This window comes from Xanthobacter sp. NM-59 (genome assembly GCF_021401125.1).
GTDB lineage: Bacteria > Pseudomonadota > Alphaproteobacteria > Rhizobiales > Xanthobacteraceae > Xanthobacter.
The window spans coordinates 874,094-896,793 of sequence record NZ_JACBFQ010000001.1; the positions used below are offsets into that span (position 1 = coordinate 874,094).

Here is a 22,700-nt window from a genome sequence, read left to right on the forward strand (position 1 = left end):
TTCGGCCTGACGGTATGGCAAAAATCCGGCGGACGGCGAAAAACGCATACCGTCGCGCGCACCGTCAGAACCCATCGCTTGAAGGCGATAGGCTCCAATAGTGAGTGATTGATTTTTGCTTTATTTCAGCTAGTTATGAGGATGTGGCGATAGCTCGCGAAACGCCGCGAGCCACATCATTTCATTCCCACTCGATGATTAACTGGAGCGGTAAGTATTTGAATTTTCGATGAGTGTAAAACGGAGAAATAGACGATTACCGTCATATATACCGTCAGAATCATACGCAATTGTTTTTCCACAATAAATGTGGCGCGGTGCGCGGCGTCGATCTGTACGTTTGTATTATATACGAAGCGCGGGAGAAATAGCTAGAGTCGATCACAAAAGTTCGCGATTGACTGCGATAGACGGCGAATCCGTGCGCGCGCGCCCGCGTTGCTCTGCAGGCTATGCATTCGTCGCCCTCCAGCCTTCTCCGGGCTTCCAGCGCTCATCCTTTTCAGCAGGCTCGATCAGGGGAAGCAGAAATCCAGCGAGGTCGTAGACAACGACGGCCAGCTCGGTCGGCGCCGAGGCCATTCGCTCTCGCCCCAGAAAAGCCCTCCACTGTCGCCCCCAAGCCTCCACGTAAGCCTCGCTCAGACCGATCGGCTTTTCGGTTGGAAGCATGGTCTCGCGCCGCGCAAAAGTCTGGCGGATGGCCTCGGCAAGCGACGCCCGGTCAAACTCGAATGTCTGCGCGATCAGCCAGAGGTCGTAGAAATCCTTCAGCCGGCTATTCGCGATGCCGAGCAGCACGAGCGCCTGGAATTTCTCGGCCACTACGGTCGTTACCGGATAGGCGCGCAGGCGGGGCGCCGGCGCGTCGAGCAGTGGCGGATAGACGATCTCGACCGGCCCCGGCGTGACGGCATCACCGAAACCGATGTCGACCTGAATCGGAACGCGGGCACCCGCGATCGTCGCGGAGGTGCGCACACGAATGCCGCCGTATTCTACGTCTTCCCGGATCGGAACAGCCGTGATCGCTCCGATATCGAACTCCACGCCATCATCATCGACAGGCTGCCCGCAGATCTCGCGAAAGGTCCCGCCGATCGCCTCCGGGCTGCTTTCGCCATAGCCGAGGAAGTCGAGATCGCGCGTAGGCCGGAACGGGTCCTCCACCCAGGTCACGAACAGCATCGCCCCTTTCAGAACGAAGCGGTCGCGATGGGGTGATTGACTCAACCGGTAGAGAAGCCGCTCCAGCGCGTAGCGCGTCAGCAGAATCTGAAAGTCCGTGCGTTCGACGCGAGACCGATCGAGCAGACGAGCCCGGACCGAAGCGCCGACATTTTTTCTCGGTTCACGCGCCATCGGCCATCGTCGCCTCCACATAGGGCTTCATGGTCGACCAGACCTTGCCCTTGGTCCCATAGGTCCAAAGCTGGTCACTCGTGACTTTTCGCTGTCGAAGCCCCTCGCGCAGACCTTCCAGGGCGACATCCAGCCCGACCTTCGCCCGATAGCGAAAGCAATCGACGATCGTCCGCGCCGGATTTGTAATCGCCACCTCGACGCCATCGATGGAGCGCCGCTCCACACCTTCCGTCAGCGAGGGGCCGGTGAAGCGCACGAAGCGAATGGGTGGATAGTCGATCTTGGGACGCCAGGCGGTGCGATCGATGGCCATCCAAACGGCCGACGGCATTTGCAGGGTCAGCTCATGGAATTGCAGCGCTGAGGTCAGGCAGATGACGCCTTTGGGAACGAGCACCGAAGCTTCCGCCAGAATGCGAGCCGCATCGCCCGAACTATCCGCAAGCTGATAGAGACCGCGCGCAGGACGAACGACCTCGCCGTCCCGGACAAGACGCGCCAGGGTTTCGGGCGCGATGCCGCGGGCGGCAAAGTCCTTCAGCCGCATCATGGGGCACGTCTTCAGCAGCTTGAGCGCTTGGGCGCGTTGCGAGTCCATGGCCGTAGCGATGTGATATTTCCTCGGCAGATTCAAAATATAGCAGAGGTTTTATCACATTTACAGGAAAGGGCAAATCCGATGTGATCGCCCTTTCAAGGGGCCACCGCATCGGCGACACCAAAGCACTGGCTTCAGCCCTAGTGGCGCCCCTTACCTCGATGACGGCGCATATTCACCCCCATTGGTGCAAGGCAATTGACGGATAGCCGCCCTCACGAACGATGCCGCCTTATGTGTGATCCATCAGGTCGTCGACGGTTCTCGCCTTTATGTAGCGAGCAGGGTTCGGCCCGGAGGCGAGCGCGCTGAAGTGCGCCTCCCCGCACGCGATCTTGCCGGCTTCGATGTCGCGCAAGTCATCGACGAAGAGACTGCCTTTGGTCTCCACGACGAAATACAGGCGCTCCTCGCCGCTGACTTCGACCAGAACCGCCCAGTCGGGGTTGTAGGTACCGAGCGGAGTCGGCACTTTGAACCACCCGGGCAGCTTGGCGTAGATCTTCACAGCTTCGTTCTTTTCGAGCTGCTCGGCGAATGTCCGCTCGACACCTCCGGAATCATAGACGACGTGCTCGAAGACCGACTTCTGCGCGTCCTTGAGCATGTTGCGCAAATAGCCGGTCAGCTCCTCCTGCGCAAAAAGCTCCTGCGCGTAATAGTGCTCGTCGCCGATCCGCTGATATTTGATGCCGTCCACGATCGCCAAACGCTTCGTCCGGTTGATCACTTCACCAGCGATCTCGATGAACGCCTGCGGATTGCGCTTGAAGTCGGTCAAGCGGCCGCACTCGGTCAGAATGCGGACGAGGCTCTTGCGGGTGAGTTGGGTCCGGTCCTGAAGATCGGTCAGCACGTCGGGCAGGACGATATCGCCTTCCTCGATCGTGATGATGGTTTCGCTGTTCTTGTCGTGCTCCTTGGCCTCGACACCACCCTGCCCAATGGAAAGATCGGCCTTCCTGACCCGCACCCGAGCTTTCGACACCGGCGGGCCATTGGCGATGGCCTTGGCACAATCGGTGATCAGCTTCTCGTTGTCGAAGTGAACGCGATACGTCGTCTTATGTTTGATGCGATCCCAGAGCGCCTGGAACTCGGCGCTTTCGAGAATGGCCTGCCGTGTCTTGACGGTGACGCGCTCGTCGGCATTCTTGATGTCGAGCTTCCCGGCGACCTTCTTCAGCACGTCACGAACCGCGCCAAGATGGGCGGCGAGCGCCACCGGCAGCGCGAGCGTTCCGTCCTTCAAGGCGGTGCGCAGCGTGTCCTGCACCTTGCCCTTGGTGTCGACGAAGCCCTCAGCCTTCAAGTGATCGAAGATGGCGGCGGATTCCTCGAAACCCAGCATTCCGGTCGAGCCGTCCGGGTTGACCACGGGGATTGTCGCGAACTGGTGCTTCTCGACAATGCCGAACTTGATGCCGGTGTCCTTCTCGATTTCCTTCTGCAGGTTCTCGGCGAAGTCCTCGTAACTCTCGGTGGCGATGACGGTCAGCGTGTTGATGTCGAAGCCGCGCAGGCGTTCGCCATTCTGGTTCACGCACAGCCTAAGACCACGGCCGATGGTCTGCCGCCGCTCGCGCTCGGTGCCGATCTCGCGGAGCGCGCAGATCTGAAAGACGTTGGGATTGTCCCAGCCCTCCTTGAGGGCGGAGTGCGAGAAGATGAACTTCAGCTTCGTATCGAAGCTGAGCAGCTTCTCCTTGTCCTTCATGATCAGGTTATAGGCACGCTCGGCATTGTCGCGGCCCGCCTGATTGTTGTCGGCCGTGTCGGTCCAGCGCCGCGCCTTGTCGATCGAGAAATAGCCGTCATGCACCTCTTCGGCTTCCGACGTAACGTCGACCTCCTTGAACAGGCTGACGAAGTCGAGAAGCTTCGCCGCGCGGCGATACTCCTCTTCGAAGATGCGGGCATACTTGCCCTTCACGGGATTTCCGCCGGCATCGTAGGAGCGGTAGTGCTCCACCGCATCGATGAAGAACAGGCTCAGCACCTTGATGCCGAGCGGCGCCAAGCGCTTTTCCTTTTCCAGATGCTCGTGGATCGTGCGGCGGATCATCAGGCGCTTCAGAGCGTCAGCATCGACATCGCCGACGGCTTGGCCAGGCTGGAGAAACTCCTCGCTGCCCGGCAGCTTCACCTCCAGGAGCTGATTGTCGCGTCCGGCGCGGATTTCCCCGATGCGGCAATCGGCATAGATCGCACGCTTGGTCAGTTCCTCCAGATCGTCGCCATCCTGAACCGTCACCTCCTGGCGACGCACTTGCTTGCCGTCGAGCACGTCGATTTCGACGCGGGCGGTGATCGTTCCCTTGGCGTTGCTGGCGGAGACGAAGCGGACATAGGCCTTGTTGTGGCCGCCCTCCACTTCGAGAGAAGCGACCTCGATCTGCTTGACCAGCTTGCGCTCATAGGCGTCGACAGCGTCGAGGCGGAACACCATGTGATGCTTGTCGACGTGGGTCGCCGAATAGCGCAGCGTGCAAAGCGGATTCATCTCGCCGAGGGCGTTCTTGCCTGCGCCGGAAAGGCCACCGTCGACGCTCTGCGGTTCGTCCACGATCAGGATTGGCCGGGTCGCGCGGATGAGGTCGATCGGCCGTTCGCCGCCCGTCTTCTCGCTGTCTTTGTAGAGGTTGTTCACATCCTTCTTATTGATGGCGCCGACCGTCACCACCATGATCTGGATGTTGGGACTGGTCGCGAAATTGCGCACCTGTCCGAGCTTGGCGGAATCGTAGAGAAAATAGTCGAAGGGCTGGCCCGAATAGAGGCCCTTGAAGTGCTCTTCGGTGATCTGCAGCGTCTTGTAGACGCCCTCCTTGATCGCCACCGACGGCACGACGATGACAAACTTGGTAAAACCGTAAAGCTTGTTCATCTCGAAGATGGTGCGGAGATAGACATAGGTCTTGCCCGTGCCGGTCTCCATTTCCACCGTGAAATCGCCGGAGGTCAGCGCGGCGGATGGCGCCAAGCCATTGCGAAGCTGGATATCCTTCAGATTGGCGATGATCTCGTCGTCCAGCAGCGTAAGCCGGTTGCCAATGCCGAGTTCGCTTTCGACCAGCCCGAGTTCGCCCTGCAGTCCGCCCGCCTCCTGCCGGGTGACGGTGAACTCGGTGCGGTTGATCTCCTGGCCACGGAACAGGTCCGCGACGGCCTCGATCGCGCGTTTCTGGTAATCGAGATCGGGTTCGAAATGCAGCTTCATGCGCACACCTCACCGATCAGAGCCATGTTCTTGTCGTGGCGCGCTTGGTCAAGGTCTTGATCAGCGGGAGCGGCTTCCAGCCGCGCAATATAGTCCGCTGGCAGACCGTGCTCCTTAGCGCCTGCAACAACGAGAGCGCGGTACCAAGTGTAAGGATTGAGCTTCGGATCGGTGATGGTGGCTACGTAGGCGATCGCAGTGCATTGGTCGGCTTCAAGATGGACCTGCACTTGCGTTTCGTCATAGCCCGCCCCAAAGCCTTCAGCCTTGTCGAGGGCCGCCTTCTCGCTGCGCGCTATCTCGAATAGAACACCGAACACCGACGCGCCGTGCTTATCTGTTTTCACGATGTCGCACTTTCCAGATCCGTCGCGGCTCTTCTTGTGCCAGCGAAGCTCGTAGCCATGCAGTTCGGTGATACCTTTCGGTTGCGCAGAAGGGCAGCGTTCCTGCAAACGCGTGCTAAGCATGTTAGAGCCATAGGCGAAGCTTAGAAACGTATCGGCGCTCATCACAGGCTCCGCACGTCGGCGATGCCGGCCTGATTCAGGATCGCGGCCATGTTGGTCTTGGCGATGTCGTCGGCAAAGCCGGTGTCCTTGAACACCACGCGCGTATCGACGGCCGGCGCCAGCGCCTTCCGCCAATCGACAATGCCGTTCGCGAGTTCCTCCACCACGTCCTTGGTCAGGCCGTCAGCGAGACAGACGATCAGCGTGCCACCGCCAATGGAATGAACCGTCTTGCCTGCCACCGTCTTGGTTTCGATCGGCACACAGAGATCGAGGCCGAGTTTGAGCAAGAGCTCATAGAGCACGTCCTGCTCCTTTCGACCCTGAACGAGGTGCTCGGCATTCTTCAGAAGGCTGTCTTCGAGATCGGCGGGGTCGGCATCCCACGCGCGGATGTTTGAGTTCTCTAACTTGAAAGCGCGAAAGCCCAGATCGCCCGCAAACATTGGGCTAGATTTCCGGAGTGCGGTAGCCGCCCTGCGGATGCGCTCCTTGGTCAACTCGCTTATGTTAATGAAGCCGGCTTTCCGCTCCTCAGACTCGGCAGCGGTTGGTTCAGGGAGTTGAACGGATACGAAGCGTTGGCGACTGTTCGTTTCAACTGCTAGTTCCATGACGGCATGCGCGGCCGACCCAGAGCCCGCAAAAAAGTCTAGCGTGATGTCATCGTTCTTAACCCCGCAAATTGTCATAAGAAATTTCAACAATGCGGTCGGCTTTGCAAATTCAAAAGGAATAGCCAATTTTTTCAGTTCAGCAGAACTGTGACGGCTTTCGAATTTTTCCAGAATATTTCCAGGAAGCTGTCCGTCTTCAAGGCGATCCTTAAGCCAAATCTTATAGTAAATGTTCCAAACGGCTGGGGCGCCGTCGTGCGTAACCAGCGACGTGCGGTCACTTTTGATGAACTCGATATTTCCAGACTGCTTCTCTGCTTTGTATCTCGCGTAGGTCCAGCGCCAAACGCCATCACCGTCATTCGGCTTAATTTGCTCACCGTCGGCAAAAGTGCTGGGAAATGTGCTTCCGGGCGGAATAACCAGTTGCCCATCAGGGCATTCGATGAAGTATCGTTGATTAGCCCGTGGGTCCAACATTGCTTGATACAGGCCCATCGACCTGTAGTTCTCTCCCTTGCGAGGGCCTTCGACCTCGACCTTTGTGTAAACCTTATCAATGACATTCTGACTAATTTCTGATCGAAATGGCTCAAGAGAGCTGATGTCTTTTGCATAGATCAAAATGTAATCCACGCATGGGGAAAAGTGCACCCCTTTTTGCCCCCCTGTCTTCATGACGCGAGAACATATCGTAACCAGATTTTCCTCGCCGAAAATCTCGTTGCACGCGAGCGTGAGATTACTTACTTCTGTTTCACCAATAGAAATACAAATTGCTCCGTTCGGCTTCAGCAAGTTTCTTGCTATGTATAGCCTAGGGTATATCATATTGAGCCAATCGGTATGATAGCGTCCTGATGCATCAGTATTTGAACTTATCTTTCGACCACCTTCAATTTGTCCTGTAAGTTCAAGATAATTTTTGATGCTGTCGCGGAAATCATCTGGATAAACGAAATCCTTACCCGTGTTGTAAGGCGGGTCGATGTAAATCAGCTTCACCTTTCCGGCATAGCTTTTCTGCAAGAGTTTTAGGACTTCGAGGTTGTCGCCCTCGATCATCAGGTTCTGTGTCGTATCCCAGTCGACGCTCTCTTCCGGACAGGGCAGCAGCGTGCCGGCCGACGGGGTCAACGCGATCTGCCGGGCGCGGCGTTTGCCATGCCAATTGAGCCCATACTTCTCCTCGCGCTCGTCCACAGAGCCGCCGAGCAGTTGCTTCAGCACCTCGAAGTCGATCTTCCCTTCCGTGAATGCATCGGGGAACAGGGACTTCATCACCTCGACGTTGCCGGAGATGATATCGGCGCTCTTGGTCTCGGGGCTCTCGGCATCAAGTTTCTTCATTTTATCCAACTCAATCAGGTGCAAACGAGGCATGGCGGCGGTCACGCCGCTTCCAGGTGCAGAATTTCGGTTTCGACATAGGTACGGAAATCAGCCGAGGACGTGAAGCAACGGAAACCCGCCTTGCTCGCCAGGGCGAGGATCTCCGGGCCTTCATTGAGCAACACGGCGATCGGAGCGCTCAAGCCAGGCTGCAGACCGTCCGGCCACGCCAGATCGAACAACGCCTTCTGCGCGCCCGTGACCGGATCGGCGTAATCGAAGCCGAGCAGGCCACGCGGCAAGCCTTGGCCGTCGACCCAATCGTTGAGTGCTTCGAGTTCGGCTTCCTCGACCTCGCTCGTGATGCCGCCCACGGCCTGCGCCTCGGCTTCCGCCACCGGCGCCGCTGTGCCGAGCCAGCGCGTATCGCCATGGAGCAAATCCTCGAAGCGCCGGTTCGCCTCCGCTGCCAGCAACGCCTTGCGGGCTTCGAGAAAATCGAGGTAGCGCTCGATCTTCCACAGTGCGGGATCGGCCGGTATCCACTGCGACGCCAGCGCGCTGGGATGCCGCGCCTCGACCTCCGGGAAATACTCCTCCGGCAGGCGATCGCTGATGTTGAGGTTCGTGTCCTTGGTCAGGAAGCAAAAATTGCCAAGCGCGTTCACGTCGGCCCGGCGGTGTTTCAGCTTGTAGAGCTGCGCCTTTGGGAAGATGTGATGAACCTCCAGGCGGCTCATTTTCCCGAGCAGGCTCGCGCGCAACGGCAACCCCGTCCCCCAATCCCGCGCCTCGCCCATGCGGGTCAGCATGTAGAGCACCGGATAGAAGCGCGCACCGAGGCTCCAGCCGGTGAAGTGGCCGGCTTCAACCCGAAGCCCGCCATGCCAGAGCCGAAGCTGTTCCAGCAGCGTGTCCAGGCTGCCGTTCGGCCCTTCGAGGGCAGCCAGATCCTGATCGATGAAGGTCTCCGTCGATCCCGAGAAGCGCCCCCACATGCCGGCTTGCGCGAACCAGAACAGGAGTTTGTCACGCTCCTTGGCGTCCAGCGCTCCCTTCGTCTTGTCCATGTAGCGCACCATGACGGGCACGCCGAAGCGCCCGAAGAACACCTGGTCATGATCGAGCCCGAGGCGCCCGGCGATGAAATTCAAGCTCGCGTCGATGTGTTTGCTGGCGCGCTTCAAGCCATCCTGAATGTCGAGCGCGCCCTTGTCGTGGAGATAGCTGAACTTGGCCTCTCCGGTCAGAACCGTGTTGACGGAGCGTAGCAGCCAATCGAGGTTGAACTGGTAGCCGGCGGCCGTCCATTCCCTCAGCTTGGCCTTCATAGAGTCGCGCGCTTCCGGCCATTCGGCGCAGATCTTCGCGAGCGCCAGATCGCCCTTCGACAGCTTGGTGCCGCCGCTGTTTACCCGGTTGAAAATATCGACGACGACATCGAGGGTCTTGTCCTGACCGGTGACCTCCTCGACATGCAGGTCGATCTCGGTGACACCAAGCAGAGCGCCAAGGCGGCCGACATAGGCACCCACATTCGCCACATGTGCAGGATCAGCGGAAAGCTGAGCGATCAATGCCCCAAGCCCGGCGTTCCCTGCCTTCATCAGGGCTGTCACATCGATCCATAGCGGATCGTCCTGCATCTTGACCGGCTGGTAGAAGGCGAAAGTCTCGGTCTGCAGATGGAAACGCAGGCCGCTGAAGGCCTGGGCGTTGCCGTCGAAAAACTTCGGAGGCTGTCCACGCACGACGCCATAGAGCGAGGTCATACGCTGCTGGCCGTCCAGCAAGAGCTTGACGATGCCTGCCGCGATAGGGCCGTCGCCGCGATGCGCGGCCGTTTTGGCCTCCGTTGCCCACACAAGCAGGCCGCCGACCGGATGCCGACGGTACAGAGAGTCGAACAGGCCGCGAACCTGATCGCGGTTCCAGACATAGCCACGCTGGAATTCAGGCAGCGCCATGTGCCCACTGTCAATATGGTCCAGGATCGTGGAAATCTTCATTCGCCATCCCCCAACATCGACCGCTTGGCATGATCGATGGCGGCTTCGACCGCCTTGATTTTCTGGTTTAAATCAACCCGTTGACTAATCTGTTTGGCGCGCGCCGCCTGCGCGCGCAACTGTGCGATCTCGCGCAAAAGCCGAGCGTGCTCTTCCAGCGCCGAGCGACGACGATCGATCCGATCGGCTTCATTGGCGAGGATGAATTGGCCCGAGACGCGCGCCGCGTTCAGCGCCTCGATCCGAACCAGCCACCCGTCGTACACCGTCGATAGATCGCGTGCGGGTTGCTGTGCAAGTGCCAGGCTTTCCAGGAATGACTGTTCCATCGCGGTAGGGGCGTCCGGATCAATCTCGCCCGCTATCACGAGACGCTCCACCACCACCTTGTTTCCTTCGTTCTGCGCCGCTCGCTTGGGGGCGACCGACACGGCCGCACGCGCGCCGGATAGTGTGATCAGCAGGACCGGATACGGAATGGCGCGATGAATGAGTTCGGTGAGACGGGCCGAACGGGCCTCGGGGCGAAGCGTCGCGGATAGGACCGCAATCTCCGAATAGTTCCGGCCTTCGTCCACGAAGGCGGGTATGGCGACGGTATTGGGCTTGAGCGCGGCGATCCACTGCATCTCTTCGATGCCGTCTTGGATGGCGCGCTTGTCGGCCGTCGTCGGCGCACCTTGCTCAAGCAGCGCCTTTTTCGGCACGCGCATGTCAAGGCGCGCTCCCGGCGGCAAGTCCAAAGCCGAAATGATCGGGTCGGTCGCCACCACCTCCGTCATGGCGTCACGTCCGCCGCCGGAGCCAGGGCAACCAGGAATGCAACGACCTCGAAGTCATTGATGCCGGCGAACTCACCCTTCACCGCGTGGGTGCCACCCATTTGGAACAGGCTGGCAACCGCTCGCTCCTCACGTTTGCCGACAATGGTGCCGACAGCGCGGGCCAGCAGCTTGCGATAGGATTCCATGTCGCGACCAGCACGTGTCGCCTTGTCGAACCGCCCATAAGCCGCTTGGTCCGGCTGGTCGCGGCCGAGGCTGAGCTTCTTCAGACGATCGAGCACCTGCTTGGCCTGCGTGTAGGGAAGCAGGACTTCTCCGTCCTCTCCGACGTGAACGACGTAATGCGGCGCCAGCGGATAACCCGGCTCGGCGACGGAGGAAGCCGCGTCGCCGACGGCCCGCAGGCAGAAGATGACACCCGGCGGCACCGGATTCTCCCCCTCGTCGGGAGCCTCAGTGACCGCGTAGGTGCCGAGCGGCAATGCATCGAGCCGCTCCCGATTGGCACCCAGATAGCCCGCCAGATCGATCCGGAAATCGTTGAGTGTGAGATCCGCGATAGAAACGCCACTGGACAGGTCTTCGAGATCGATCACGGCGTCCTGCAGCTTCTGCAGCTGTGCGCGACGGTATTCCAGATCGTTCATCTCGTTGCCCGCCTGGAACTCGATGACGTTCTCCTCGCCGGTGGCCGACACATCCAGAAGTATCATGCGCCCGCTGACGCGGGATTCGAGGTCAAGATACTCGTCCAGCTCCATATTCGGCCAGAAATTGACCAACTGAATTCTGGAGTTTCGGGAACCAATCCGGTCGATGCGGCCAAATCGTTGGATAATCCGCACGGGATTCCAATGGATATCATAGTTGACGAGGTAGTCGCAGTCCTGAAGATTCTGACCTTCCGAAATACAGTCCGTGGCAATCAGAAGATCGATTTCTCCCTCAGCGACAAGCTCTGCTGGCCGTTCTTTGGACCTCGGAGAGAAGGCGCTCAGAATGCTGCTCATGTCCCCGCGAACGCCCGGCAATGTGGTCTTATTCGCCCCAGCGCCGGTAACGACCGCGCTATGTAGATCGAGCGCCGAGCGCGCCCAATCGGCCAACTCGCGGTAGAGATAGTCCGCCGTATCGGCGAATGCCGTGAACAGCAAAATCTTCCGGTTATCCGGGTTTATCGGATTGCGGACTTTTTCAACGATCAACCGCTTGAGCGCAGCCAACTTGGCATCGCGCTTGGGGATAACAAGACGCGCGGCCGATAGAAGCGCCGCCAAGCGTTCATGGTCCTCGACGAGATCCTGTCGCCAGCGAATGCGGTCAACGTCCTGGAGAAGCACCTTGACCTTTCGGCCGACCAGCAGCGGCTCGAATGCGGGATCGTCCACATCCACGTCGTCAATCGGGATTTCCTCGATCGAGTCGTCATGGGAGTCGATTTTGGCGAGCAGAGCATCAACGTCCGCGAGTTGGCGTTCGATGGTCAGGGAGAACGACGCGACTGAACTCTCCATGCGCTTCAGGATATTCACGCGCAGGAGATGGATGAGGCTTTCCTCGCGATCAAGCTGCCGGAAAAACTGATCGCCACCTCTAATCTTCGTACTGTACTTCTCGTCATACGCCGCCTGCTTATGTGGCAGCACGTATCGCAGTGGCGCGTAGGCGCCGAGAGTAAGGCGCCGGATCTCGTTGTTGACCTCGCGAATAGGCCGAAACTCACCCGTGAGGTCAACATCCGCCTTGATGTTCACCGGCGGCAGCCGGTCAGGAAACTGCCCCGTTTCCTCGACCCCATAATAACGTTGCACATGCTTGCGCGATCTGGCGATCGTCAGCATGTCGAGCAGCTTGAAGTAGTCAAAGCCGAGCATGTCCATAAGCTTTGCGGGCCGACGCTCACTTTCCGGCAGGTCGAGCCAACGATTGAACTGGCCTTGCGCCTTACGGATTGTCGCCTCGATGCTTGGAATGCCATTGGCCGCAAGAGCCACGTCATTCCCTTCTGTTACAAAAGCGATTTGGTTCTTGAGGTCGGCAAGACGGTTGTTGACCGGCGTTGCAGAGAGCATCAGTACCTTGGTCTTCACCCCCGACAGAATGATCCGCTTCATCAGGTGGTCGTAGCGGCTGTCGCGGTCCTTATGGGTCGGCTTGTTCCTGAAGTTGTGCGACTCGTCGATGACCACGAGGTCGTAGTTGCCCCAGTTGACGTGGGCAAGATCGATGTCGCCGGATACACCACCATCGCGCGACAGATCCGTGTGGTTCAAAACGTCATAATTGAACCGATCTGAAGCCAGAATGTTACGGCGGTCATTTGCTTTATAGAGGGTCCAGTTATCACGGAGGCGCTTTGGGCAAAGCACGAGAACGCGATCATTGCGAAGCTCATAGTACTTTATGACTGCGAGCGCTTCGAATGTCTTTCCGAGGCCAACACTGTCAGCAATAATGCAGCCGCCGATCCTCTCCAATTTGTCGATCGCACCCACGACTCCATCGCGCTGGAAGCGAAACAGCTTCTTCCACACGACGGTGTTTCGAATGCCGGTCGCCGATTTGATGATCCGCTCTTCGTCAAGCTCATCACCCAAGTCCTTGAAGACCTGATAGAGGATCTGGAAATAGACGAGCGATGGCGCGCGCTGCGAGGCAATTTCCTCCAACGCGTTCAGAAAGTGGGCCTTTGCCGATGGGCTCGCCTCAAAGTCCTCCCAGTTCGAGCGAAACCATTCGGAAAAATCAGCAGTCTCGACATCGGACTCGGTTGCCTGAACCAATCCCAAGCGACCGCTTGGAGTGACTCCGAGCCCATCGGACGTGAATGAGCATGTGCCGACCATGGCTCGACGGAAGTCAGGCTTGCCATTGACGAGTATCAGCGACTGAGGCGGCGACCGGCGTGCGTGCCGAATTTCAACCCGCTTCCGCGCCCAATCGGCAACAAGACGGGCTAGCCAACGCCCCTGGAGTTGTCCACGAAAGACGATGTCGGCGTCGCCGCCGAGAAGGCCGGGCAGAACGGAACTCGCGTCTCCGAGCAACAATCGGCATCGCTCGATCCGATCGAGAACACCTCGAAGCTCTGCGAAAGCAAGCAGCGAAAAGGACGGGGAAACGATGTCTATGAGAGCGCCCTGATCGAGCCATTCGCGCAGCCTGTCGACGCCTCGATCCGTCCCACTGTTTCTGACAAGCCTCATGCCTCACCACCCTTTCGAGGCGGCCGAGACATAGCGGAGGGATGACGAGCTTCAGATGTGCTCTCGATGAATTGGCGAATCGCCTGGCGAATGACCCACGAGACCGAAGCGTCCCTCGATAGCGCGATCTGACACAGCGTCTGATAGTCTTGCTCTTCCAGACTAACTGTCAGCCGCGTTGCCTTGCGTGGACGCTCGTTCATTTCCATCCCCACGGTTCCTCGGGCCAACTTACCGGCTTGCGCATCAGACTTCAACGAAGTGATGCACTTTTCACCAGTACGTACCCGAGACCATTCGGAACGGGGAGGCCAAGGTGTCGTGGAGAAAAACTAATGATGAAAGTGAGTGCTTCGCCGTCGTCAGGAATATAGTGGTCGGGCGCGCCCTTGCGGCAAAGGGCCTTATGTTAGGTTCTTTTCCGAAGACAATAGTTGCGATGGCTCAGGGGTCCACTTTTTTGTTAACGGAGATATGGCTTCCCCGCCGCGCGCTGGCAAATCCCCGGTCGGTTGCCATGAACCGCTCCAGCATGGGCACGATCAGGCGAACGGGATCAGCGACGGACTGCCCTCCGTCGCGGCCGAGGATCTCGGCATAGGCGGTTAGGTCGCGATGCAGGCTGGCGGGAAGCTCCAGCGTCACCTTGACCGGCTTGTCGTTGGCGATCGGACCGAGTTTCAGCTTTGCCATGTCAGCCTCCGTAGGGCTCAAGCACGAGATCGCGGGTGACGATCACACGGACGGGGAAACCCGGTCGGATGGTCAGCGTAGGGGCGATGTTGAGCTGACGCTGCACGATCTGCTGGCCGGTCTGGTTGATGCTGTCGGACGCGCCATTGCGCAGCGCGCGAATGATGTCGCTGTCATTGCTCGATGATCCGGATTGGGCGCCAACGCTCAGCAGCGTCGACAGCGCCGCGGCCTTGAACAGCTCGCCCCAGTGGTAATCGACGCCATCTTCGAGCCCGGCATAGCCCTCAGCGTCTGCACCTGGCTGGCGCTCCAACACGATCGAGCGGCCATTGGGGAAGATCAGCCGGTTCCAGACCAGCAGCACGCGGCGCTGACCGAAGCCGACGCCGTTGTCGTATTGCCCGATGATCCGCGTGCCCTGCGGAACGAGCAGGATGCGCCCGGTCGGGCTGTCATAGACGTTCTCCGTCACCTGCGCGGTGATCTGACCGGGTAGATCGGAGCGGATGCCGGTGATGAGTGCCGCCGCGATCACCGCCCCCGCCTGAAGCACATTGGCCGACGCAGGAGCGGCGACATGATCCGGTGAGACGGTGCGCTTGTCGGGCGCCTGATTGAGGAACGCGAGCTGGCGATCCTGCGCGGAAGGCGTCGCGGGCTGTGGTACCAGCCCGAGACTCGCGAGGTCCGTCTGAGGCGTGACCGCCGCCTGCGGCTGCGGGACAACGGTGCTGGCCGGCCGCGTCTCGGTCGAAGCGAAGAGACGGGCCGTCCGCGCGGCCTCCAGCTCCTGAATGCGGCGTTGCTCTTCCTGACTGATCCCCGAATTGGGCGTCGCAATCCCCGGCGTCGGCACCGACTGGCCGGCATTCTGGGCGCTGAGGATCGGCCGGCCGAGGTCGCCCGGCAGCGGCGGACCCAGCTTCGGGACACCGGCATAGTCCTTCGGCAAGGCGGCAAGGCCGTCTGGCGTCGTCCGGTTGTCGGTCGAATAGAGCTCCTCGTTCGTCTTGCCGCCGTGCCGGGTTTGGAGCGCGTAGATCAACGTGCCGCCGATGCCGGTGCCAGCGAGAAGGCCAAGGGCGATCAGCACCTTTCTCGAGAGGCGCGTCACACGCGGCGGTTCGGGCCGCAGCCGCATCGGTGCGACCGGCTCTCCGGTCAGCGGCCGGGCCTCGTCGTCCGCTTCTGACCTGTGACGATCAGGTTCGATCTCGCTCACGACGCCGGCCTCCCGTCGGTTCGGGAGATGCGAACGCGCTTCTGATCCTTCGCCGCCCCGAAGCGCAGCTCGGCGGCAGCAAACAGCCGGTCGACGATCATGTAGTTGTCGCGGACGCGATAATTCACCAGTTCCGAGGTGTCACCCTCCGGACCGACGACGAAGAGCGGCGGCATCTCGCCCTGGCCGATACCGCGCGGGAACTCGATGAACACCTGACGGCCATCGTCGAAGGCACGCAGCGGCCGCCACGGTGCGCGGTCGCCGGTCACCTCGTAGCGGAAGTTGACGCGCGAGAGATCGATGCCGGTCGCCACCGGCTGGACGGCTTGCGCCTCGGCGTTCTGCCGACGCAGCGCGATGAGCTGATCCTGCGGATACTGCCATGACACCGAAGCCATGTAGGTCTTTTCGGTCGAGCGCAGCTCCATGTGGTAGGTGCGCGCGTTGGTGTTGATGACGAGATTGGTCATCAGCTCAAACCGCGTCGGCTTGACGAGGATATGAACCTGCTTCGTCGTTCCGGCGCCGCTCTCGGTGTCCCCGATGATCCAGCGCACCGTATCGCCGGCGGCGACGGGACCTGAGCCGACCAGCGTTTCGCCGGGCTGCAAGGCGATGTCGGTGATCTGGCCGGGCGCGGTGTAGACTTGATAGAGCGCGCCATCGACGAATGGATAGACCTGAATGGCGTTGATGAAGCCGTTCCTGACCGGCTGCATCCGCGCGGCGGCATTGGCCTCGTTCACCCTCGCGGCCGGGTCCGGCAGCTCGGGCGTCGCCTTGCCGTCTTTGCCGACCGGCTTTAACTGGCCAGGCAGCGGCAGAGGCTTCGGCAGCTCCACCACCCGAACCGGCGCCGGCGGATCGGCGGTCTGAACCGCAGGCATCGCATCGTCATAGGAGATTTCTGGCGGCTTCTGCGCCGTGGCGCAGCCGGCGAGCGTGGATGTGAAAGCCAAGAGAAGCGGCAAGGCGGATTTACGGAAAGCCTGAGAACTGCAGGTAAGGAAAGCCGGCCTCCCGGCTTCACGGAGGGTCGGCGTCATTGGGTTAGCTCCTTCGACCAGTTGATGGCGGTGACGTAGATTCCGAGTGGGTTGGCCCGGAGCTTTTCGGCGTCGCGCGGCACCTGCACGACGACGGTCAGAATGGCGGTCCAGCGCTCGGTGGAGGCGAGCGAGCCGTCCTGATAGGTCCGCTGGACCCAAGCGACGCGGAAACTGTCGGGCGACGCACGGATGACGCTCGAGACATCGACGGCGATCTGCGTCTTGCCAACCTTGGTGAAGGGGTCGTTGGCGCGGGCGTAGTCGTTGAGCGCCAGTGCTCCGGCCTGTGTGGTGAAATCGTAGGCCCTGAGCCAGTTCTGACGGACGATGATCGCGTCGGCCGGGATCGAGCGAACCTCTTCGATGAAGCGCGCAAGATGGAAGGCGATCTGCGGATCGGTTGGCCTATAATCGGCGGTTGCCGGCGCGACGGCCTGCGCCTGACCGAGTTTGTCGACCTGCACCACCCACGGCACGACCGAGCCACTCAGCGATTGCCAGACCAAGGCGGCGGAGAGACCCGCCGACAAGGCCAGCGATCCGAAAGCCATCAGGCGCCAGTTCTTCGCCTGCACACGAGCCGAACCGATGCGGTCGTCCCAGACTTGGGCGGCGCGCTGATAGGGCGTCTCGGGTTCGGGAGATTTGCCGTAATGCGCGGCGGGTCGTTTGAACATGGTCAGTTGCCTTCGGAGAGATTGACGGAAGCGCCGCCGCCATGACTGTCACCGGACTTGACCGCGTGGGCGGCGGCCTGGACGCCGTGTGACATCGCCTGAGAGCGCTTCATGCGCTTGGCCCAAGCGGGCGGGCCGTCAGTGGTTGCAGATGAGGATGCGGCGGCATCCGATGGAGCGCCGTCGCCGGTGACCGATCGGCTGCCGGCTTCGAAGCTGTCCTTCATCGACGCGGCGGCTCGCCGGAACGGGCTGGCGATGGCCGAGCCGAGTTTGGAAGCACCGGTGCCGGCGACATTGCCGAGACCCGCTGCGACGCCTGTCGCACCAGTGTGTCCGGCCGCGCCGAGGCTGTAGGCAGATGATGCTCCCCCGGCGAGCGCCGCCCCGCCACGCGCCGCTGCGGCAGCGCCTCCTGCCAATGCCGCGCCACCGGAGGCGACAGCGCCGACCGTCGCAGCACCCGCCATCACCATGCCGCCGGCGGCGAGCCCGGTTCCGATCGCCGCGCCGGCGCCGAGTTGCGGGCCTCCGGAGACGAGACCGTTGGCGATGCCGGGACCGAAGATGCCGAGGCCGAGCAGCGACAGCGCCGCCAGCACGATCGCCATGGCGTCGTCGATGGTCGGCGTCGCGCCGTTGAAGCCGGCGGTGAACTCGGAGAAGAGCGTCGAGCCGATGCCGATGATGACGGCGAGAACCATCACCTTGATGCCCGACGAGATCACGTTGCCGAGCACCCGTTCGGCCATGAAGGCGGACTTGCCGAAGAGGCCGAAGGGGATCAGCACGAAACCGGCCAGCGTCGTCAGCTTGAACTCGATCAGGGTGACGAAGAGCTGGACGGCGAGGATGAAGAAGGCGAGCAGGATCAGCGCCCAGGCGAACAGCAGGCAGGCGATCTGGATGAAGTTCTCGAAGAACGACACCCAGCCCATCAGGTCCGAGATGGAATCGAGCAGCGGCCGGCCCGCATCAAGGCCGGTCTGCGCCACCTTGCCGGGACGCATGAGATCGCTGACCGAGAAGCCGGTGCCGGACGCTTTCAGGCCGAGCCCCGCGAAACTCTCGAAGACGATGCGCGCGAGGTTGTTCCAGTTGCCGATGATGTAGGCGAAGACACCGACGAACAGGGTCTTCTTGATCAGCCGCGCGATGATGTCGTTGTCGGCGCCCCACGACCAGAACAGCGCGGCCAGTGTCACGTCGATGACGATCAACGTCGTGGCGATGAAGGCCACCTCGCCCTGCAGCAGGCCGAAGCCGCTGTCGATGTAGCGGGTGAAGACCTCCAGGAAATGGTCGATGACGCCGGAGCCGCCCATGATCAATGCGCCTCCGGCAGGGTGGCGCCGAGAAACCGGTCGCGGTTCTCCGCCCATGCCTTCAGACAGCTTGCATCACGGGCTGCGGCCTCTCCCATGTCGCGGCAATGCCGGAGCGTGGCGCGCTGCGATCCGGGATCACCGACGTGAGGACGACTGACGGCGCGGATCTCCTTCACCTCGTCGGTGCGCGTCAGCTCGATCACTGTGGCGGTGATCGCGACCGCGACGAAGGCGACGGCGCCGATGCGTGCGAAGGTCTTGCCATCCATCGCCGCGCCCTCAATTGCTACCGTAGAACATCTTGGCCGAGCCGGGCTGATAGCCCGTGCCCGGCGTCAGGAAGCGACGGCGCTGCTCGCGACCTTGCTCAGCCGCGGCCGTCCGCTCGGCATCGCTGAGCGCCTGCGCCCGGCCGTTTGCCGCGACCACCGCCGTGAGGTCGGCGAGCTGCTGTGCCTGGAGCGCGAGTAGCTGATTGCCGGCCTGCGTCGCCTGGAGCGCTCCGGTCGCCGACTGGCTGGCGCCGACCAGCGTCGACATCTGCGCACGATTGGTGTCGATGTTGCCGACGACGCCGGCCTGCACGCGCATCGCGTCCTGCAGACCGCCCACGGTGTTCTGCCAGCGCGAGCGGGCATCGGCGACGAGTTGCTGGTCCGACGCCGACATCGAGGCGGTCGAGTATTTCTGCTGGAAGGCCCGATCGATCTGCTGGACGTCGAAGGCGATGTTCTGCGCCTGCCCCAGAAGCTGTTGCGTCCGTTGCACGGACTGCTGAAGCTGCTGGAGCGACGAATACGGCAGGCTCGCCAGATTGCGGGCCTGATTGATCAGCATCTGCGCTTCGTTCTGCAGCGAGGTGATCTGATTGGTGATCTGCTGGAGCGCACGGGCGGCCTGAAGGACGTTCTGCGCATAGTTCGACGGGTCGAAGACGATGATGGCGTGCGCGGGCATCGGCAGCATCGGTGCGACGGCGACGGAGGCGGAAAGCAAGGCAGCGGCGAAGCGCGCCGCGCGCGAACGGCGCAGTGTCATGGACGTGTCTCCAGATTGGTGAGGTCGGGAATGAGGTCGGCGGCCCAGCCGGCGCCGCGATGACGCAACCAGGCATCGAGGAAGCCGTCGCGGCCATGTTCGGCAACGATCTTCGCGATGGCCGCCTGATCGGTCTTCGAGGACGCGGCGCAGAGGGCGAGCGCCACGTCCGACAGGCCCAGCTCGAACAACCGATTGCCGCGCCGGGACTGGCAGTAGTAGTCGCGCTTCGGCATGGCCCGCGCGATGATCTCGATCTGACGATCGTTGAGGCCGAAGCGGCGATAGATGGCGGTGATCTGCGGCTCGATCGCCCGCTCGTTCGGCAGCAGCAGCCGCGTCTGGCAACTCTCGATGATGGCGGGCGCGATTGCCGAGCCATCGATGTCCGAAAGGCTCTGCGTGGCGAAGATGACGCTGGCGTTCTTCTTCCGGAGCGTCTTCAACCATTCGCGAAGCTGGCCGGCAAAGCCCTCGTCGTCGAGCGCGAGCCAGCCCTCATCGACGATGATGAGCGTCGGCGATCCGTCGAGCCGATCCTCGATACGATGGAAGAGATAGGCGAGAACGGCCGGGGCGGCGTCCGTGCCGATCAGCCCTTCGGTCTCGAAGGCTTGGCAACTGGCCGTGCCGAGATGCTCGCTCTCGGCATCGAGCAACCGGCCCCACGCTCCACCGATGCAGTACGGGCGGAGCGCCTGTTTCAGGTCGTTCGACTGCAAGAGGACGCAGAGGCCGGTGATGGTGCGTTCCTCGACTGGCGCGGATGTCAACGAGGTCAGCGCTGTCCAGATGTGCTCCTTGACCTCCGGCGTGATGGCGACGCCTTCGCGGATGAGGATGGGGACGATCCAGTCCCCGGCCCAAGCCCGTTCGGCGGTCTCCTCGATGCGGGCGAGCGGCTGCAGGCTGACGGAGGTTTCCGCTCCATCCGTCAGTCCACCACCGAGATCGTGCCAGTCGCCACCCATTGCGAGCGCGGCAGCACGGATCGAACCACCGAAATCGAAGGCGAAGACCTGCGCTCCACGGTAACGGCGGAACTGCAACGCCATCAGCGCCAATAGCACCGACTTGCCGGCACCGGTCGGACCGACGACCAGGGTGTGGCCGACATCACCGACGTGAAGGGAAAACCGGAACGGGGTTGAGCCTTCGGTCTTGCCGAAGAGCAAGGGGGCGGCGCCAAAGTGCTCGTCCCGTTCCGGCCCCGCCCACACGGCACTGAGGGGGATCATGTGGGCGAGATTGAGTGTGGAAATCGGTGGCTGGCGGACATTGGCGTAGACATGCCCCGGCAGACTGCCGAGCCATGCGTCGACCGCGTTGATGGTCTCCCCCATCGCGGTGAAGTCGCGGCCCTGGATGACCTTCTCGACCAGCCGCAGCTTTTCGTCGGCGACGCGCGGATCGGCGTCCCACACCGTCACCGACGCGGTGACATAGGCGATGCCGGCGTAATCTGCGCCCAGTTCCTGAAGCGCGAGATCGGCGTCAGCCGCCTTGTTCGAGGCATCCGTGTCCATCAGCACCGATTGCTCGTTGGTCATCACCTCCTTCAGGATCGCGGCGATCGACTTGCGCTTGGCGAACCACTGACGGCGGATTTTGGTGAGCAGCTTCGTCGCGTCGGTCTTGTCGAGCAGGATCGCGCGGGTGGACCAGCGATACGGGAAGGCGAGCCGATTCAACTCGTCGAGCAGGCCCGGCGTGGTCGCGGTCGGAAAGCCGGTGACGGAGAGGACGCGCAGGTGCTGCGCTCCCAGCCGCGGTTCCAGCCCGCCGGTGAGCGGCTGATCGGCCAGGAGCGCGTCGAGATACATCGGCGTTTCGGGAACGCGGACGCGATGCCGGTGTGTGGAGACGCAGCCGTGCAGATAGGTCAGCGTATCCGCATCATCGAGCCAACGACATTCCGGCATGAAGGCTTCGATGAGATTCAGCAGCCGGTCGGTGCGATCGGCGAAGCCGTTCAACACCTCATGCGGATCGATGCCGGTCTTCTCGCGACCCTCGTAGAGCCACGTCTCGGCGCGCGCGGCGTCCTCGGCCGGCGGCAGATAGGCGAAGGTCAGGAAGTAGCTGGACTCGAAATGGCTCCCCGCTTCTTCGAAGTCGGCTTTCCGCTCGGCATCGACCAAGGCCGAAGCAGCATCGGGAAAGCGGCTGGCGGGATAGACGCCCGCCGCATGGCGTTGCGCCTCGACGAAAATTGCCCAACCGCTGCCGAGACGACGGAAGGCATTGTTGAGGCGGCCTGCGACGGCGACCAGTTCGGCGGGCACGGCCGAATCCAGATCGGGACCACGGAAGCCCGCGGTGCGCTGGAAGCTGCCGTCCTTGTTGAGCACGATGCCGGGGCCGACCAAGGCCGCCCAGGGCAGGAAATCGGCAAGCCGGCGATTGCGGTTGCGATACTCGGCGAGGTTCATCATGGCCGCGCTCCCCTTCAGACCGAAAGGTGCGCAGGGATGCGCAGATGGCGGCGACCGACCTCGACGAACAGCGGGTCGCGCTTGGCAGCCCACACCGCCGCAAGGTGGCCGATGGCCCAGATGGCGATGCCGACCAGCCAGAGACGAAGGCCGAGACCGACAGCACCAGCCAGCGTTCCGTTCATGATTGCGATGGCGCGCGGCGCGCCGCCGAGCAGGATCGGCTCGGTCAACGCCCGGTGAACCGGCACGGTGAAACCCGACACTTCATCGCTCTGGTCGCCGACGCCCGCCATCAGACCAGCGCCCCGCCGCCGAACGAGAAGAAGCTGAGGAAGAACGAGCTGGCGGCAAACGCGATCGACAGACCGAAGACGATCTGGATCAGGCGACGGAAACCACCCGAGCTGTCGCCGAACGCGAGCGCCAAGCCCGTGGTGATGATGATGATGACGGCGATGATCTTGGCGACCGGGCCTTCGATCGACTGCAGGATCTGCTGCAGCGGCTGTTCCCACGGCATCGATGAGCCGGAGGCATAGGCGGGCGCCGTCACCGCCACGCTGAGCGCGACGATGGATACGGTCATGGCGAGACGTTGGCGCGCG

General features: G+C 61.6%; 19 protein-coding genes. All 19 read right to left on the reverse strand.

Annotated elements, in window-relative coordinates; translation table 11 throughout:
• Positions 1 to 450: 450 nt before the first annotated feature.
• The 19 genes from L0966_RS04125 to L0966_RS04210 all read right to left on the reverse strand — a co-directional run bounded on the left by L0966_RS04125 (position 451) and on the right by L0966_RS04210 (position 22,681).
• Positions 451 to 1,362, reverse strand: coding sequence for a nucleotidyl transferase AbiEii/AbiGii toxin family protein (locus L0966_RS04125; protein ID WP_234050551.1), 912 nt, complete (start codon positions 1,360 to 1,362; stop codon positions 451 to 453).
• A complete protein-coding gene (locus L0966_RS04130; RefSeq protein ID WP_234050552.1) occupies positions 1,352 to 1,963 on the reverse strand; it encodes a type IV toxin-antitoxin system AbiEi family antitoxin domain-containing protein in 612 nt (203 codons plus the stop codon). The genes L0966_RS04125 and L0966_RS04130 overlap by 11 nt, the downstream gene beginning before the upstream one ends.
• A 232-nt stretch (positions 1,964 to 2,195) precedes the next feature.
• A complete protein-coding gene (locus L0966_RS04135; protein ID WP_234050553.1) occupies positions 2,196 to 5,183 on the reverse strand; it encodes a type III restriction-modification system endonuclease in 2,988 nt (995 codons plus the stop codon).
• Entirely contained in the window at positions 5,180 to 5,695 is a 516-nt protein-coding gene (locus L0966_RS04140) for a gamma-glutamylcyclotransferase family protein (protein WP_234050554.1), read from the reverse strand. The genes L0966_RS04135 and L0966_RS04140 overlap by 4 nt, the downstream gene beginning before the upstream one ends.
• Positions 5,695 to 7,707: a site-specific DNA-methyltransferase gene (locus L0966_RS04145; RefSeq protein ID WP_370640616.1), complete on the reverse strand. Its 2,013-nt coding sequence runs from the start codon at positions 7,705 to 7,707 to the stop codon at positions 5,695 to 5,697. Before L0966_RS04145 ends, L0966_RS04140 begins: the two co-directional genes overlap by 1 nt.
• The gene (locus L0966_RS04150; protein WP_234050555.1) at positions 7,704 to 9,653 is read right to left on the reverse strand and encodes a DUF262 domain-containing protein; all 1,950 of its coding nucleotides are present in this window, start codon (positions 9,651 to 9,653) and stop codon (positions 7,704 to 7,706) included. The genes L0966_RS04145 and L0966_RS04150 overlap by 4 nt, the downstream gene beginning before the upstream one ends.
• Positions 9,650 to 10,435 (reverse strand): DUF4391 domain-containing protein, encoded by a 786-nt coding sequence (locus L0966_RS04155; RefSeq protein WP_234050556.1) that lies wholly within the window; start codon positions 10,433 to 10,435, stop codon positions 9,650 to 9,652. Before L0966_RS04155 ends, L0966_RS04150 begins: the two co-directional genes overlap by 4 nt.
• A complete protein-coding gene (locus L0966_RS04160; RefSeq protein ID WP_234050557.1) occupies positions 10,432 to 13,644 on the reverse strand; it encodes a helicase-related protein in 3,213 nt (1,070 codons plus the stop codon). Before L0966_RS04160 ends, L0966_RS04155 begins: the two co-directional genes overlap by 4 nt.
• Complete coding sequence (locus L0966_RS22430) at positions 13,641 to 13,853, reverse strand: ribbon-helix-helix domain-containing protein (protein WP_370640617.1); 213 nt, start codon at positions 13,851 to 13,853, stop codon at positions 13,641 to 13,643. The genes L0966_RS04160 and L0966_RS22430 overlap by 4 nt, the downstream gene beginning before the upstream one ends.
• Before the next feature lie 235 nt (positions 13,854 to 14,088).
• Positions 14,089 to 14,337, reverse strand: a complete 249-nt coding sequence (locus L0966_RS04165; RefSeq protein WP_234050558.1) for a DUF2274 domain-containing protein — start codon at positions 14,335 to 14,337, stop codon at positions 14,089 to 14,091.
• Position 14,338: 1 nt separating this feature from the next.
• Positions 14,339 to 15,562 (reverse strand): TrbI/VirB10 family protein, encoded by a 1,224-nt coding sequence (locus tag L0966_RS04170; protein ID WP_234050559.1) that lies wholly within the window; start codon positions 15,560 to 15,562, stop codon positions 14,339 to 14,341.
• A complete protein-coding gene (gene trbG / locus L0966_RS04175; RefSeq protein WP_234050560.1) occupies positions 15,559 to 16,611 on the reverse strand; it encodes a P-type conjugative transfer protein TrbG in 1,053 nt (350 codons plus the stop codon). Before trbG ends, L0966_RS04170 begins: the two co-directional genes overlap by 4 nt.
• On the reverse strand, positions 16,608 to 17,291 hold the full coding sequence (gene trbF, locus L0966_RS04180; protein ID WP_234050561.1) for a conjugal transfer protein TrbF: 684 nt from the start codon (positions 17,289 to 17,291) through the stop codon (positions 16,608 to 16,610). Before trbF ends, trbG begins: the two co-directional genes overlap by 4 nt.
• A 2-nt stretch (positions 17,292 to 17,293) precedes the next feature.
• Complete coding sequence (gene trbL, locus L0966_RS04185) at positions 17,294 to 18,616, reverse strand: P-type conjugative transfer protein TrbL (RefSeq protein WP_234050562.1); 1,323 nt, start codon at positions 18,614 to 18,616, stop codon at positions 17,294 to 17,296.
• A gap of 2 nt (positions 18,617 to 18,618) precedes the next feature.
• Positions 18,619 to 18,888, reverse strand: a complete 270-nt coding sequence (trbK-alt, locus tag L0966_RS04190) for a putative entry exclusion protein TrbK-alt (RefSeq protein WP_234050563.1) — start codon at positions 18,886 to 18,888, stop codon at positions 18,619 to 18,621.
• A gap of 10 nt (positions 18,889 to 18,898) precedes the next feature.
• Positions 18,899 to 19,657: a P-type conjugative transfer protein TrbJ gene (trbJ, locus tag L0966_RS04195; RefSeq protein ID WP_234050564.1), complete on the reverse strand. Its 759-nt coding sequence runs from the start codon at positions 19,655 to 19,657 to the stop codon at positions 18,899 to 18,901.
• A complete protein-coding gene (gene trbE / locus L0966_RS04200) occupies positions 19,654 to 22,092 on the reverse strand; it encodes a conjugal transfer protein TrbE (protein WP_234050565.1) in 2,439 nt (812 codons plus the stop codon). The genes trbJ and trbE overlap by 4 nt, the downstream gene beginning before the upstream one ends.
• A gap of 14 nt (positions 22,093 to 22,106) precedes the next feature.
• On the reverse strand, positions 22,107 to 22,388 hold the full coding sequence (locus L0966_RS04205; RefSeq protein ID WP_234050566.1) for a VirB3 family type IV secretion system protein: 282 nt from the start codon (positions 22,386 to 22,388) through the stop codon (positions 22,107 to 22,109).
• Entirely contained in the window at positions 22,388 to 22,681 is a 294-nt protein-coding gene (locus L0966_RS04210; RefSeq protein ID WP_234050567.1) for a TrbC/VirB2 family protein, read from the reverse strand. The genes L0966_RS04205 and L0966_RS04210 overlap by 1 nt, the downstream gene beginning before the upstream one ends.
• Positions 22,682 to 22,700 lie beyond the last annotated feature (19 nt).

Bases quoted from the DNA above. Each gene is read 5' to 3' on its own strand.
- L0966_RS04125 (WP_234050551.1), bottom strand. From the start codon at position 1,362: ATGGCGCGTGAACCGAGAAAAAATGTCGGCGCTTCGGTCCGGGCTCGT.
- L0966_RS04130 (WP_234050552.1), bottom strand. From the start codon at position 1,963: ATGGACTCGCAACGCGCCCAAGCGCTCAAGCTGCTGAAGACGTGCCCC.
- L0966_RS04135 (WP_234050553.1), bottom strand. From the start codon at position 5,183: ATGAAGCTGCATTTCGAACCCGATCTCGATTACCAGAAACGCGCGATC.
- L0966_RS04140 (WP_234050554.1), bottom strand. From the start codon at position 5,695: ATGAGCGCCGATACGTTTCTAAGCTTCGCCTATGGCTCTAACATGCTT.
- L0966_RS04150 (WP_234050555.1), bottom strand. From the start codon at position 9,653: ATGAAGATTTCCACGATCCTGGACCATATTGACAGTGGGCACATGGCG.
- L0966_RS04155 (WP_234050556.1), bottom strand. From the start codon at position 10,435: ATGACGGAGGTGGTGGCGACCGACCCGATCATTTCGGCTTTGGACTTG.
- L0966_RS04160 (WP_234050557.1), bottom strand. From the start codon at position 13,644: ATGAGGCTTGTCAGAAACAGTGGGACGGATCGAGGCGTCGACAGGCTG.
- L0966_RS22430 (WP_370640617.1), bottom strand. From the start codon at position 13,853: ATGGAAATGAACGAGCGTCCACGCAAGGCAACGCGGCTGACAGTTAGT.
- L0966_RS04165 (WP_234050558.1), bottom strand. From the start codon at position 14,337: ATGGCAAAGCTGAAACTCGGTCCGATCGCCAACGACAAGCCGGTCAAG.
- trbG (WP_234050560.1), bottom strand. From the start codon at position 16,611: ATGACGCCGACCCTCCGTGAAGCCGGGAGGCCGGCTTTCCTTACCTGC.
- trbF (WP_234050561.1), bottom strand. From the start codon at position 17,291: ATGTTCAAACGACCCGCCGCGCATTACGGCAAATCTCCCGAACCCGAG.
- trbL (WP_234050562.1), bottom strand. From the start codon at position 18,616: ATGGGCGGCTCCGGCGTCATCGACCATTTCCTGGAGGTCTTCACCCGC.
- trbK-alt (WP_234050563.1), bottom strand. From the start codon at position 18,888: ATGGATGGCAAGACCTTCGCACGCATCGGCGCCGTCGCCTTCGTCGCG.
- trbJ (WP_234050564.1), bottom strand. From the start codon at position 19,657: ATGACACTGCGCCGTTCGCGCGCGGCGCGCTTCGCCGCTGCCTTGCTT.
- trbE (WP_234050565.1), bottom strand. From the start codon at position 22,092: ATGATGAACCTCGCCGAGTATCGCAACCGCAATCGCCGGCTTGCCGAT.
- L0966_RS04205 (WP_234050566.1), bottom strand. From the start codon at position 22,388: ATGGCGGGCGTCGGCGACCAGAGCGATGAAGTGTCGGGTTTCACCGTG.
- L0966_RS04210 (WP_234050567.1), bottom strand. From the start codon at position 22,681: ATGACCGTATCCATCGTCGCGCTCAGCGTGGCGGTGACGGCGCCCGCC.